The 12,866-nt window shown below is 46.4% G+C and carries 13 protein-coding genes and 1 pseudogene; 7 read left to right on the top strand and 7 right to left on the bottom strand.

Annotated features, from left to right (window positions below):
- The first annotated feature begins 223 nt into the window (after positions 1 to 223).
- The 5 genes from E5C26_RS01655 to E5C26_RS01630 all read left to right on the top strand — a co-directional run bounded on the left by E5C26_RS01655 (position 224) and on the right by E5C26_RS01630 (position 3,754).
- Positions 224 to 982, top strand: a complete 759-nt coding sequence (locus E5C26_RS01655) for a winged helix-turn-helix domain-containing protein (RefSeq protein WP_135314797.1) — start codon at positions 224 to 226, stop codon at positions 980 to 982.
- Positions 969 to 1,439 carry a hypothetical protein gene (locus tag E5C26_RS01650; protein ID WP_135314796.1) on the top strand — a complete coding sequence of 157 codons (471 nt, stop codon included), beginning with the start codon at positions 969 to 971 and terminating at the stop codon, positions 1,437 to 1,439. Before E5C26_RS01655 ends, E5C26_RS01650 begins: the two co-directional genes overlap by 14 nt.
- Positions 1,440 to 1,927: 488 nt before the next feature.
- Positions 1,928 to 2,206 carry a hypothetical protein gene (locus E5C26_RS01645; protein WP_135314795.1) on the top strand — a complete coding sequence of 93 codons (279 nt, stop codon included), beginning with the start codon at positions 1,928 to 1,930 and terminating at the stop codon, positions 2,204 to 2,206.
- Between the two features lie 58 nt (positions 2,207 to 2,264).
- Entirely contained in the window at positions 2,265 to 2,939 is a 675-nt protein-coding gene (locus E5C26_RS01640; RefSeq protein WP_167796592.1) for a response regulator transcription factor, read from the top strand.
- A 413-nt stretch (positions 2,940 to 3,352) separates the two neighbouring features.
- Entirely contained in the window at positions 3,353 to 3,754 is a 402-nt protein-coding gene (locus tag E5C26_RS01630; RefSeq protein ID WP_135314792.1) for a PD-(D/E)XK nuclease superfamily protein, read from the top strand.
- Between the two features lie 126 nt (positions 3,755 to 3,880).
- Here E5C26_RS01630 and E5C26_RS01625 read toward each other — a convergent pair whose 3' ends face one another.
- Together E5C26_RS01625 and E5C26_RS01620 are read right to left on the bottom strand one after the other, a co-directional pair.
- The gene (locus tag E5C26_RS01625) at positions 3,881 to 4,741 is read right to left on the bottom strand and encodes a hypothetical protein (protein ID WP_240775889.1); all 861 of its coding nucleotides are present in this window, start codon (positions 4,739 to 4,741) and stop codon (positions 3,881 to 3,883) included.
- Positions 4,742 to 5,363: 622 nt separating this feature from the next.
- On the bottom strand, positions 5,364 to 5,855 hold the full coding sequence (locus E5C26_RS01620; protein WP_135314790.1) for a DUF2938 domain-containing protein: 492 nt from the start codon (positions 5,853 to 5,855) through the stop codon (positions 5,364 to 5,366).
- Positions 5,856 to 5,921: 66 nt separating this feature from the next.
- Between E5C26_RS01620 and E5C26_RS01615 the strand changes: the two genes are divergently transcribed.
- Positions 5,922 to 6,320, top strand: a complete 399-nt coding sequence (locus tag E5C26_RS01615; protein WP_135314789.1) for a MerR family transcriptional regulator — start codon at positions 5,922 to 5,924, stop codon at positions 6,318 to 6,320.
- Positions 6,321 to 6,551: 231 nt separating this feature from the next.
- Here E5C26_RS01615 and E5C26_RS01610 read toward each other — a convergent pair whose 3' ends face one another.
- Together E5C26_RS01610 and E5C26_RS01605 are read right to left on the bottom strand one after the other, a co-directional pair.
- Entirely contained in the window at positions 6,552 to 6,914 is a 363-nt protein-coding gene (locus E5C26_RS01610; RefSeq protein ID WP_135314788.1) for a cupin domain-containing protein, read from the bottom strand.
- A gap of 75 nt (positions 6,915 to 6,989) precedes the next feature.
- Positions 6,990 to 7,808, bottom strand: coding sequence for an AraC family transcriptional regulator (locus tag E5C26_RS01605; protein ID WP_135314787.1), 819 nt, complete (start codon positions 7,806 to 7,808; stop codon positions 6,990 to 6,992).
- Positions 7,809 to 8,268: 460 nt separating this feature from the next.
- Here E5C26_RS01605 and E5C26_RS01600 point away from each other — a divergent pair, with 460 nt between their 5' ends.
- Positions 8,269 to 8,757 (top strand): GNAT family N-acetyltransferase, encoded by a 489-nt coding sequence (locus E5C26_RS01600; RefSeq protein ID WP_135314786.1) that lies wholly within the window; start codon positions 8,269 to 8,271, stop codon positions 8,755 to 8,757.
- A gap of 462 nt (positions 8,758 to 9,219) precedes the next feature.
- On the opposite strand, the pseudogene E5C26_RS24965 reads toward E5C26_RS01600, so the two are convergent.
- The 3 genes and pseudogenes from E5C26_RS24965 to E5C26_RS01585 all read right to left on the bottom strand — a co-directional run bounded on the left by E5C26_RS24965 (position 9,220) and on the right by E5C26_RS01585 (position 12,849).
- Positions 9,220 to 10,291 (bottom strand): annotated as a pseudogene (locus E5C26_RS24965) (AAA family ATPase).
- Positions 10,292 to 10,475: 184 nt separating this feature from the next.
- Positions 10,476 to 11,720, bottom strand: a complete 1,245-nt coding sequence (locus E5C26_RS01590; protein ID WP_135314785.1) for a cation:proton antiporter — start codon at positions 11,718 to 11,720, stop codon at positions 10,476 to 10,478.
- A 34-nt stretch (positions 11,721 to 11,754) separates the two neighbouring features.
- A complete protein-coding gene (locus tag E5C26_RS01585) occupies positions 11,755 to 12,849 on the bottom strand; it encodes a Rieske 2Fe-2S domain-containing protein (protein WP_206194223.1) in 1,095 nt (364 codons plus the stop codon).
- Positions 12,850 to 12,866: the final 17 nt, after the last annotated feature.

Here is a 12,866-nt window from a genome sequence, read left to right as displayed (position 1 = left end):
ATATAAATTAAAATAATAGCCATGGATTCACATAAAACCTTGTAACCCATGAGGTGCGAATTCTAAAACTATTGAACTTGATTTTTTATTCAAACATCTTACATTTTCACTCAACCAACTAGTATAGGACAGATAAATTAACCAATTCGTCTTTTTATTAAATATAAAAAATGTGATAGGATAAATCTCATCAATAAGCTATTAGCTCTGAAAAGGCACACCCTTGAATCAAGTACATATCATTAATGGAGTTTTACTCTTTGACATTTTAATGAGTAGACTCCAGCCTTATCCACTACCAGAAAACGATGTTAATCACTACTCGTTGAATACTCCAGTCAGCCGCTGTTTACAGTTGCTGATCGAAAGGCATGGAGAAATAGTCAGTCAGGAAGAGTTTTTTGACTATGTCTGGAAGCAGCATGGATTGGTCGTTTCTTCTAACAGCTTCTATCAAAATATTTCTTTGTTACGTAAAGCAATAAAGAAAGCTGGGATAGATGACGATCTAATTGTAACTGTGCCCAAAAAAGGGATAGTTCTACCAAAGCGATTCACGATAGAACCCCTCAATAAAAACAATACCATCCAGAGTAATTTTCAGGATCCGCCGACAAAAAGCAAGGGAAGTAAAACACTATTATCCAGCGCTCTGGTCTTGACCTCGATCATTTTCTTTGTTATTGCTTTTAACATTAACAAAGAAAATGATTATGCGCTTGAATATCGGAAAGTAGATATAAAAAAAGATGGTTGTACTTTTTTCTTTAACAATGATGAAAATGATTACAGCAGTCATGAAGTCTTTTTGCAAAGCAAAAGTTTTGATTGTTCATTAAATAAATACATATACCTAAAAAAATATCAAAAGATAGACAGAGTATCGCTTATTCAATGTATGAAAAAAATGGAAAGCAACATCGAAAAAAACTTCTGTATTTCGGAATATTATGCTCAACGGAGCCTCGATGAAAAGCCCTAAACTACTCGCCGCTAGCTTTGCTCTGATGATTTCTATTTTCACCCTGTTCGTTTCTGCTGGATATAATCAGTATCGTAAAAATACAGTAAAGTGCACAGCCAACGCCATTGTCAATGTCAATGAATATTCACTGCGGGCACTATTCACGTATGATTTTAATTGGGGTAATGGTGCAGTTGTGATCAATGGTCAACTTTTTAAAGACAGTAAGAGTTTGGGTAATTTCAGCCGAAAAGTTTTTTTCACTTATACCATAAATGGTAATGGCTATAACATGACCAGCACCCGCACGTTAGTTTCAATTGCAGACCAGGCTAAATCAAGTGAGCTTGAAAAAGTACTGTCCGATTTTTACCTAAAAGCAGGGTATCAATATAATATTGCTTTATTCAAGCAAGGGAAAAGCAACTATGTGCTGGCTTCCAGCAACTTTCCATCATTATATTGCTACAAATAAAATCACACAAAATACAACACTCACGACTCTGGCTACCTCCACATGAGTAATGTTGTCAGCTAAACTACATAGCTACCTGACTTTTTATTATCAACCCGGCACGGGTATCTTCTGAAACCAAGTATCAAATCCCCCGCCCATCCCCCCAGAATCCGCTTTATCAGTATATCGTTTATTTCCCCTCCGAAACCGTTGCTGTCTGGCTAAAACACGATTAGCCACTGGCTTAATGGATAAAAAGATGAAGTAAAAGGATTAAGTTAAGATAAATTAAGAAAATAAACCACATAAAATCATAGTATTACCATACAACCGAAAGCCAGGCAAGAAAGGCCCCCGTTAGACAAGTTAAGAAATCTATTTCATTTTAAAAAAGCATTTAAATAACTTCATATTAATTTAGTAACAAGAAAACAGTAGCAGGGTCACACTACCATTACGATATAAGCATCAGCACCCACCATTATCATCAAAGAGAGGGAAAAAAAATGTTCTTAATAAATGAGATGGTACAGCCCTGCATAAGTAGAAAAAAATCAGAGCGAAAAATAACCCAAAAAAAAGTAGAGCGGGCAATAATCGATATTTCAAACATGTTTACTAATGATGCTGAGCTCTATACTCCCACTACAAGGGAAATAGCTAACCGCTGTAACATGAGTATTTATACCGCTCGCCGTATCCTGCTCGACTTAGCCAATGATGGCGTTGTTAAATCACTAAAAAAAGATAATGAAAAATGCTTGAGTTGGTACGTAAATTTTTAATTACCCGCTAGTCGATACGTTTACTATGCTTGCACTCGAATTGCTAGCAGGTTTATCAATGACAATCGTTCAAAAATCGGATGTGTACATTAAAATGAAGATTATTACAGAGATGAAACGCAGACTCACCATTTTAATTTACGACCAAAATAACTATTACTCTCAGGGTTTTAGTCAAGGTATAAAAATGCACTTCGCTATACAAGGGCAAGAGATAAATTTTACCAAAAATATATTTGATAAGCATCATGCCGATATAGTATTTTTATCCGTAGACCAGAACTCTTTCCAATTTAGATATTTAAGCCGGTGTAAAACCGGCCCGCAGCATCAACGTATTTTTATCATAAAAGATGATATCAGAGAGTGTGATAGGATCCTATTTCCTCGTGTCGATGGCATTCTATATCGCCACCAAAATCTGGATGCAGTAATTAACTTGGTAAACCTAGGCATTGAGTGTACACCTAAAAGTGCAGCATACCCAAGGCTATCACGCCGTGAAGTTGAGGTAATGAGGGGCTTATTATTAGGTCTTCCACTGAATATAATCGCGGACAAGCACCAGTTGAGTGTTAAAACAATTAGTACCCACAAACGCCACGCAATGATGAAGCTGGGTATTTCAAAATCTACAGATTTGAATTATTGGTTGCTCTGCGGCGGCTTGGACCAGCTGCCCAAGAATTTATTACCGAACAAACTGAAATATATAACGAATACGCAGCCTTAAAAATATGCGATCCCTGACTTTATCTATGCAAGGAAACAGAATGGCGTTCTATGAAAACAAACGTTCAGTTCTTGAAACTGACAAGCCCGATCAATACCGGGTCCTTCGTGAAATCGGCGACGTACCTTCCAGTCCTGGCATTTATGAGTGCCAGACATGTAAGTACGAAGACGTCGTGAACCGGGAATGCATCAGGCTTCCACCTTACTCTAACTGTAAGAAAAAAGGGCATAGCAATGAATGGAAGTTATTGGTTAAAGCTACCGACAAGTAATAAAGCCTTTCGGGGCTTTTTTATGCTCTCAGCACAAGAGTGGCGGTGGTCATTAACCATAAAATAAAAATGGCTATATCTTGAATTTTCTGACGCCGTCCCCCAAGATAAAAAATATACAACACGATAAGGTGAAAGTATGTCCAGAGCAGAATTACTGCGCGACATTGAAGCAATTATTTCGGGGGCTGGTTTTGAGCTAAGTAGCTCAGGAACTCCGATGACGTTTAAAAAAAATGTCAGTTATCCAAGTCTGATCGCGGGAAAGAATGAAATAGCCCACTTCCTGTTGTTCACCAACACAGGTACCGTTCAAATAACGGCTAAATGGCAGGAAGTGAATGGTACCGCGATAGAGAAGCTAGGCCACACAGCTCTTGATGCACAACACACACAACATCAGAGTTATTTTGTTGTCTGTGGCGGAGGAAAGCTGGTTACAAGGGCCATTGATTACTTAAACAGCCATCAAATCTTAGCTCCTCGCCTCAGGGCAATGCAAGTAAGAGAGCTAGAACCGGTATTGGAAGAAATTATCTAAGGCCCTGCGGGGCTTTTTTATGCCGCCGGTTATTCCTGATTATGAATGGATCATATACGGAGTCAGGATCAACTCGTTTTTATACTGGGCTCTGAACGAAAAACTGAATTCTCTTTGCTTATCTTACTAACGATCGATATAGAGAATTTGTTCAGGCATATCGATTATCACTTGATGGCCTCGCATAAACCTCATACCTAGCAGTCCATCAAAGTCTAATTCCTGGGGGGTTGCCCCATTGGTTACAATAGCTAAATCAGTCCGAAGCTTGCCTTCGTCATCTGCCACTGTAAGTTTTGTTACTCTGCAATCTAAGTTTGATGTTTCAGGTTCAAGGGTTCGACAACCAGAAAAAAGGGTACCTGCAGGCAATCGTTCGTGGAACAAAAGGGAGTGGCTAGCGGCAGTATCAATAACTAAATGCAAGGGTATTTTTCCGACTGATGCAGTGATCCGTAACCCAGACGCTGTTTTCTCTATTGGATAGGCTGACCACTTGCTGATGTCAGAAGGAAGATGTTCCAACATCTGCAACCGATCGTTTTTAAAGTCTATCATCACCCGACGACCATGAAAAATCCCGAGTCCCAGAACTTCATTCACGGGTGGTTCGCCGCCCATGCTGAAGCCCCATGGCTTAAAACTCACAGCTTCAACGTCATCAAAAGAGATATTGGAAATAAGTAATCGCTCAATTCTCCATGCAGAAACCTTATTCTCCCCCCCAGAGACATCGATCAACCGACGGGAAGCTTGCTGAGCAACTTTCAGGTTGTGATCAGAAAGAAGTTGGTCCAAATTGAATTTATAAAGATGTATGCCTTCCCCGCTGCCAGTATCTAGCATTAACGTGTGAAGTCTACTTTCGATCTGAACATCTATTAATGGGAGTCCTCGTTCATCATATCGCAACCGCCAAAAATCGGTAGGAAGACCCGCGATGCTAATACTGGAAAACAAGAGCCCTAACAAGAAAAGTCCCTTCACTATTGTTTACCCCAATTTTTTTATGATTATATAAACTGATATTCCAGAAAAAATAAGAGGTGAAACAACACGACCAATGACTTTTCATGTTAATATTTCTCCTCGCGGTCATTCTCAAATAACTGCCAGTTGGCAGCGCCTTATCCCTCTGCCAGTCACTCATATTTACCATAACATCTGTTACGCTAACTTTATTAAAAAATTAAAGTAATTAACTAAATCACGAAGCCTCCAGATCACGGTTAAATCCCCATTTCAACTGGTGGACCCGCCACAAAGATCCACACTCTGGAACATTTATAAACGCAGGTCGCTATAGCTACAGTACCATCCCCCGGATCATCGGATTTGACTAGTCATGCTATAGATTGACACTTTTCAGTCTTCTAACGCCCGATGTACTTCATCGGGTGTTTTGTATTGGGGGTCGGTTTGGAAAACGGAAAATATCCTACGCTAAGCCTGTTTTTTAAGCAGGCATGACAGGCAGCTCTAGCGGGAGCGGGCATTGAAAATGTCCGCCTATTAATAATTCTTTGACCACCCAGCTTCTCAAAACAGCAACAGGCGCTCTGCCAGGCAATAAGCGTTGCTGTTCTGGCACCTGAACTGCTTAATGCCACTATGATGATGACGCCATAGCAGCGGTAATGCCATATAATCCGATACCATATGTAAGATGTGTAATCAGGCTTAACAGACGCGTCATCCATGGGCGAGGTGTGCGGGAGGCAGCGATACCAAAGCCAAACGCGGGTTGCAAAATCAGGAACGGAGCAATCAAAGTTAACAAACCTGCCAACACGCCCGTAAAGATAGAAGGCTCATGGAGCCAGACCTCTCCGTTAAGCAAAAGCGGGATAACTGCAAAAAATATCCCGGTCAGATAATGGAATATCCAGCCAGTAAGGGTCTCCCCACGTATCTGTGACGCTGAAAGAATTGTGTGATGCCTGAATTTTCCTCGTGTAAGCCATAAAATCCAGCGACCAACCAGTGCATAATTCAACGGGGGGATTTTTAAAATGAGTCTTTGACATAACGACCACGAATCCATGACCAGTGTTGCGCCGATGCCCGTTATGACAGTTTTGAAAAAAATAATGATATCCAACGCGTACTCCTTCTTTGCAATGACATAATAATCAGTGTACAACTTAAAGTGAGGTTTAAGTCAACAATGAAAGTACTGGATATCAGGGAGATCGCTGACCTTACCGGAGTTACCCCGTCAGCGTTGCGATATTACGAAAAGAAAGAACTAATCAAACCTGTTGGCCGTAATGGCCTAAGAAGGCAGTACAACGAGAATGTGATCAATAAACTGCAATTAATCGCGCTTGGGCAGGCTGCAGGGTTTTCTCTTGATGAAATAGCTACGATGTTTAGCACAGAGAACAAACTCGCATTAGACAGCCTTCAGCTTCTTCAACGAGCAAAAGAGATTGACGACACTATCCGCAAACTTCAGTTGTTAAGCCGGGGACTGAAACATGTTGCATGTTGTACGAAGACTGAACATTCCGAATGTGAAGAATTCAAAAAAATTGTATTCAGAGGACTGCGACTTGTCAGATAGATTATTTTAACGTACCAGACCATGACTATGTCCGCTCTGGCACAAAGCCGCCTTTCAGGGGTCCGCTTAGAAAACGGAGAATATCCTACGTTAAGCCTGTTTTTTAAGCAGGCATGACAGGCAGCTTTGCGAGGAGCGGACCTTCAGGCTCGAATTTAGCCTGAGGTTATCTATATATAGTCGTGATATATCAGACAGACCAGCCAGCCGGGCAGTCTGATACAACTCAGGCTAGATCCAGATATCGCTTTCAGCGGTGCGTTCCCCACCCTCATGTCCGGTATTCAGCACACCACAGGGTTCTATCATCATCATTTTTACCGTCGTTTGAGCTGACGTTTTATGTTCTATACCTTTTGGTACAACGCAGATTTCTCCCGGATTAACGAGGACGTGGCCGTCGCGAAAATCGATACGCAATACGCCCTCCACTACAATAAAGGCCTCGTCGGTTTCAGGATGTGAGTGCCAGATAAAGTCGCCCGCTATTTTCACGATTTTGAACTGGTAATCGTTCATCTGCGCAATAACTTTTGGCTGCCAATGAGCGTCGAAAAGAGAAAATTTTTGTTCCAGATTTACCGGCAAAGACATGATGACATTCCTTAATGTTTAAGAAACGCCGAGGATAAATAAAATCACTGTGAAGGTCTTGAACGATCGTGCAACTCAGGCACGGTGGGGGTGAATGAAGGTTTGCCAACGGCCCGGAGAAATACCGTATGCTTTTATAAACTGCCGTGTCATATGGCTTTGATCTGAGAACCCTGCCTCTAAAGCAGATTCTGCAAGTGACAGACCTGTCTGAATCAGATATCTGCAGTATGCGAGACGGCGCATTGTTACATAGCGATAAGGACTCGTGCCGAAAAGTGTCCGAAAATCCCGGCTCAGGCTCCAGCGATCTTTACCACAGACGGTGGATAAGGTTTCCAGCGTAATGTTCTGGCTGAATTCAGATTGTATATATTCGCGCGCGCGCTCTGCAGACTGATAATCCACAAGGCAGCGACGAAAGCGTTGCCCTCCTGCGACGGCCAAAGTCTGGGCGAGATCATAAAGTGCGTCCTCCTCTTCAAGAACATCAATAGAATCTTCTGACGCTTTTAACAGCGGTCCGGTAGCGGCAAAAAGCCGGGGATCCGCTGATAATCCACCTGGAATAAAGGGTAAAGGTTTTCCGCCCAAAATTTTCTGAATTAACGCCGGCTCGATATACAGCATCCGGTACTGAAATCCTTCTGTCGTTCCTGCCTCACCATCATGAATTTCATCCGGATGAAGGACTATTGTCCCGCCTGGTAAACTGTGTTGTTTACTGTCTCGATAACGAAAGCTTTGCACTCCTGACAGTGTCCTGCCGATCGCATAGGTATCATGCCGATGAGGTTCATAACCATATCCACTGAAGTAAGCCTCCAGGCGTTCAATTTTTCCCGGCGTGTGTGCAACTCTGACCCAGTCTTTATTCGATTGTGTAGCCGACATGCGCGACGCCTGTTTTCAGTTTAAGGAGAATTTCTACCATAACCTTATTGGGTTCGATTTTGAAAGAAGTTGATGAAAGCGCCTTGGTCTCACATTCAGGTTTGTTCTGACTGATGCATCAAAAACTGCTAGCAACCTTGTTCAATCCGTGGCGATTCAGAGCACCCGATTTTTTTACATGACTTATCATAATGTTTTATAAGACAATTAAAAAATAACAATGGAATGCAAAATTGAAGATATAGAGGTCCGCTTGGAAAACGGAAAATATCCTACATTAAGCCTGTTTTTTAAGCAGGCATGACAGGCAGCTTTGAGCGAAGAGCAGACTTCGGCGTCAGCAAAATTACGTTAAGTTGACAAAGCTACATGATACAATTTTATCATGCTGAACCGACGGCTAATTCGGTAGAGTCGTACCAAGTATGCGTTACGTTGCTATTAAGAATGAGACAGTAAATTGAAAACAAAACAGTCAAAAATCCCCAAATCAATTTATAGGCCCATGCATAGCGACGAGTTTGACCTCTGGGCTGGCCTCTCTTCAAATGACTATATTGAAGACCTGATGGAAAATCATCGGTACAGCCGTAAAAAAGCCCAGATAGAGGCGTCGAAATCATTTAAAGCAGCCTTGCCAGCGGGTATCAATACTCAAAATAACCATTTTAGAACTTATGAACATGAAAGTCAGGCTGCGGGATTTCTGTGGTTCAGCCTGGAAGATAACTCCGCCTTTTTGTCAGATATAATGCTTCTCCCAGAATTTCAGGGTAAGGGGATGGGCAGGGATTTTATCCGTGCGTTCCTGAATGAGCTGACTCAACAATGTGCGTATGAGGTGGAACTCAGAGTTTCACCGGACAATCAAAGGGCTTTAAAATTATATAAAGAGTTTGGTTTTCGGATAACTGGTTTTGATATGAGTCTTTTGCTGAGGCCCGACTGAACAGCAATCCGTTAATCATAATGTTCGGGGACAATCGCGGGTAATATCAACTATCGATGGACAGTCCACACCATCCTATATCTTCACATAATCAATGTCCGCTCCTGGCACAAACCGGACATCCTGACGGACAGGTGCTTATTTCTCTGAAGCTAACAAGACAGGCGAGCAGTGTACAGCTCGCCCTACTGAATGTCCCTGCCTCCTCTGTAGCCAAATGGCGCCGTAAGCCCGGCGTAGCATCTAGCTATAAATTCTGCCCTTCTTCTCCCAGCCCTGATTAGCCTGAACCGGCTGTCAGCAGGTAACCTCTTTTAACCCCGGAGGGAGGGCTTTACGGCGTTTGCGACGTATAGACGTATAAGGGGGTGATTTACGGGGGCCTTATCTTGCTGCTGACGCTTAAGGGGGTATTCTTCAGCTATTTCAGCGAAACCAGGGAACTTAACACAGTAGCTTGCATCAACGGTTGTCCGTTAAGGAACGATAAAGAAAGTTGTACAGGCAATCTGTTGCAGACCCACTTTCTCCTGACTTTCGTAAGATACTCACCTCCAGATCGTTCAGTAGAGGCAGACCTTCATTGACGCCAATAATGCACAGGGATGGCGGTACGCTGCACTTAGCCAGACCGGCCACTGCAAGCCCCGCTTGAACAACAGCTACAAGACCAAGCAAGCTGGCACTCGAATAAGCATTCCGGTAGGTATAGCCGTTTTCAGATAGAGCACGAATGACATTGGTGCGTGCAGCACTCCCGGGAGCAAATAGTGCTACCGGGACAGGATCACTTTTCCAGGCGACATCTGTTGGTGATACCACCCAGACAAAAGGCTCTTTTCGTATCACTTCAACCGGTTGTTCCTCCGATCGGGTAACAATGGCCAGGTCAATTTTTCCATCCGCAATAGCTTTTGTGAGGGAAAGAGAGGGCTCACATATCAGTTCTACTGTCACCAAGGGATGTTCCGTCGAGAATTGTTCAAGCAACCCCAATGTGCCACGCAGAAACTCACGGGTGTCCGGCAGTATAGGCTTTATAACCCCGACAGCGAATTCTGTGCTGGCCACCAAGATCAGTTCGAGCATCACAGACGCCGCACCTTTCGAACCAATGATGATGACGTCGTACTCGTTGAACAAAGGGTGCTGCAGAACATTCTTTAGACGCATCCGTCCATCAGGGGCAAGCAACATGGTAGAAGATAAACGGTCGTGGGGATCGTTGGAAACGATGACATCGAGATTAGGGATAACAGAACGGGAGATGATTTGCTCGGGGTGTTCTGGTCTAGTAAAAGTTGCCCCCCCATTAAGCGGCAACCTCATAGTTTAGGGAGAAAATGCTGCTTGCGGTAGGTTGGGAGTGGTCACCGTCGATAAGGAGGGTCTTTTTACCTGCATCGGCAAGGAAGCCGGCAAGATTGGCACTTTGGGTAGATTTACCTTCGCCCCCTTTAGTTGAGACCATAGGGATAACACGAGGTTCTGGGTGGCTGACACCCATAGATGTGACTTTAGCTAATGTATGCATGTTTTACATTCGAATTTATCAATTCACGTGTAAACGGTTAAATTATATATCTTTTAACAATTTACAAACAAGCGCAGGGATTGAAAATCCCCGTGTCCTTGGTTCGATTATTCGGCCAGAGGCCTCACCCTGCGGGCCAACGCTAAGCGGCAATTTTCAATTAGCGTAACCTGCCAAATGCGCGTCACTTATCGGCGTCCGGGATTGCCGGCGTCGCGCGCAATTGCACGCGCAGCGTGAATCGAACCAGCGGTACGGTCAGCGCCGTCGTCACCAGCGCGAACACCACGAGGATCGTATAGACCTTTGGCGGAAGGATCTGCATCTGTAGACCGATTGACAGGACGATGAGCTCCATCAAGCCGCGCGTATTCATCAGCGAGCTCACCAACATCGCATCGCGTGGTTCAAGCCCAGTGACACGCGCGCCCAGATAACTGCCGCCGAACTTGCCGATGAATCCACCCGCGAGGAATACGCCGAACCACATCCATGATGCCGCGTCGTCGATCGTGCCGATCGACGCATGCAGCCCCGCATACGCAAAAAACACCGGCATCAGCACAAGCCTGACAAAACCTTCGACGTTCTCCCGCCACTCATTTGCAATACCGGGCACGCGCCGCACGAACAGCGCCGCCGCAAGTGCGCCAAATGCGCTATGAAATCCGATCAGCGACGTCGCGAGTGCCGACGCCATGACGAAACATAACAACACGGCCAAGCGATCGCGCACCGCATGCGCAGTCGATGCGAGCCGCACAAGCATCGGTCGAACCACGAAGCGCACCAGGAACGCGCACAGCACCAGATACGCGATCAGGCTGACGAGCATGCGCGCAAATGCCCAACCAGGCCCGCTCGATAGCGAAGCAATAGTTGCAAGCAGTATCCATCCGAGCGCATCCGTCAGCATCGCGGCAGACAAGGCGTGCCGTGCACCCACCATAGCGTTGAGCGCCAGGTCGTCGACGATGCGCGCCATCACCGGTACCGCTGATATCGCAAGCGCGACACCGCAGAAGAGTATATAGGGCAGCGCCAGCGCATCGCTGGCGAGCATGTCTTTCGAGACAGTGGCGACGATCATGCCGATCGCGGCCGGTACGACGAGCCCACCTATGGCGATCGCGACGGGCATGCGCCAACGCCTGTCGCGCAGCGTCTCGCCCAACTCCATATGCAGACCAACCTGAAACATCAGCAGTATCAGGCCGACTTCACCGACTTGCCCCATCGCCGACAGCGTGTGTGAGCCGAACACCGCATCGTAAAAATCCGGTGCGATCACGCCCAGCAGCGAAGGACCCAATAGCAAACCGGCTGCGATCTCGCCGACGACCGCGCACTGGCCGAGCCGTTCGGCAATGCGGCCGCAGACGTTGCAGAGCGCGATCACCAGCACCAGTTGCAACAGCCAGACAGTCATGAATGTCTCGGAAAAAGCGGCGCCGACTTACGCATCACCGCTCACTCGCAACGCGGTCGACCCAGCCCCGGTAGAACGCACGGTACTTGAGCACGAGCTTATCGTACTTGCTGTATGCGCCGCCGCCGTCCGGCTTCATCCCGTTCCAGATTTTGACGTCGAACTTCGCTGCCTGTCGGGTCTGCAGCCCGAACAGCACGTAGTCAGTCGCGCGGCGCAAGGCGCCCCCCACCTTCTTGATCGAGATGAGCATGTGCATGACGTTCTTGCCGTCGCTCACCGGCGTCACACACTGGAGCAGCTTGTATTTGAAGTCTCCGTCCAGGGAGACGGTCATGACGCACCCGCCGGGGTAACCATCGAAGTGCAGGTTCATCTGAGACATATTCAGGCCGAGCACACGTGCCAGCATGCCGGAGGCCCCGAAATACCGGTCCACGGTGAAGTCGATCCCGGCACCGAACCACGCGCCCGCCTGTGCCAGAGACTCAACCTCCGGCCACGGGTGCCAATCGTCGAACAGCTTGAGCTCGAAGGCCGAGATCGGGAGCTCGTGCACGGGGGACGCGTGTTGCGCGTCGTAGAAGTTCTCTACGATCCGCAAGACAGCCGTCGTCGTATCGAATGCAAAGTGCAGGTGCATAAAGTCGCCGTTATCGACATCGGCTGCGGCGATTTCGGGCAGCGGGTGCAGCGGCTCTGGGGAGCCGTACCAAACCCACACATAACCGTATCGCTCGGCGGTGACCCACGTCGGCTGACGCACCGATCGCGGCACGGGCTCCAGCCGGCGTACCGTCTGGTTGTGACCGGGGATGTGAACGCACTGGCCCTGCTCGTCGTACCGCCAGTGATGAAACGGGCACTGGATGCACCCGTCCTTGACCTGCCCGTCGGCCAGGTTCGCGCCGAGGTGCGAGCAGTGGCGGTCCATCACCACGGCCTGCCCCGTCGCGCCACGCCACGCCACGCACGGACGGCCGAAGAGCGTCAACTCCGTCGGCTTATCCTTGAGGTCGTCCGAACGCATCGCGACGTACCAACTCGCGGCCACGCTCGTGGTCGCGTCGTACACCCTCGAAGGATGTTCCTCGACGCTCGTTTGAACCCATTGAATGTCGCTCATCATTTTTGTGTCCTCGACGG

Origin of the sequence: Serratia proteamaculans, assembly GCF_004684015.1 — a bacterium.
Lineage (GTDB): Bacteria > Pseudomonadota > Gammaproteobacteria > Enterobacterales > Enterobacteriaceae > Serratia > Serratia proteamaculans_F.
Note: the sequence above shows the minus strand (reverse complement) of the source record. Positions and strands in the feature narration are given on the sequence as shown.

What these genes read in the sequence shown, in the direction of transcription:
- E5C26_RS01650 (WP_135314796.1), top strand. Translation starts at nt 969, where the DNA reads ATGAAAAGCCCTAAACTACTCGCCGCTAGCTTTGCTCTGATGATTTCT.
- E5C26_RS01645 (WP_135314795.1), top strand. Translation starts at nt 1,928, where the DNA reads ATGTTCTTAATAAATGAGATGGTACAGCCCTGCATAAGTAGAAAAAAA.
- E5C26_RS01640 (WP_167796592.1), top strand. Translation starts at nt 2,265, where the DNA reads ATGACAATCGTTCAAAAATCGGATGTGTACATTAAAATGAAGATTATT.
- E5C26_RS01630 (WP_135314792.1), top strand. Translation starts at nt 3,353, where the DNA reads ATGTCCAGAGCAGAATTACTGCGCGACATTGAAGCAATTATTTCGGGG.
- E5C26_RS01615 (WP_135314789.1), top strand. Translation starts at nt 5,922, where the DNA reads ATGAAAGTACTGGATATCAGGGAGATCGCTGACCTTACCGGAGTTACC.
- E5C26_RS01610 (WP_135314788.1), bottom strand. Translation starts at nt 6,914, where the DNA reads ATGTCTTTGCCGGTAAATCTGGAACAAAAATTTTCTCTTTTCGACGCT.
- E5C26_RS01605 (WP_135314787.1), bottom strand. Translation starts at nt 7,808, where the DNA reads ATGTCGGCTACACAATCGAATAAAGACTGGGTCAGAGTTGCACACACG.
- E5C26_RS01590 (WP_135314785.1), bottom strand. Translation starts at nt 11,720, where the DNA reads ATGACTGTCTGGCTGTTGCAACTGGTGCTGGTGATCGCGCTCTGCAAC.
- E5C26_RS01585 (WP_206194223.1), bottom strand. Translation starts at nt 12,849, where the DNA reads ATGATGAGCGACATTCAATGGGTTCAAACGAGCGTCGAGGAACATCCT.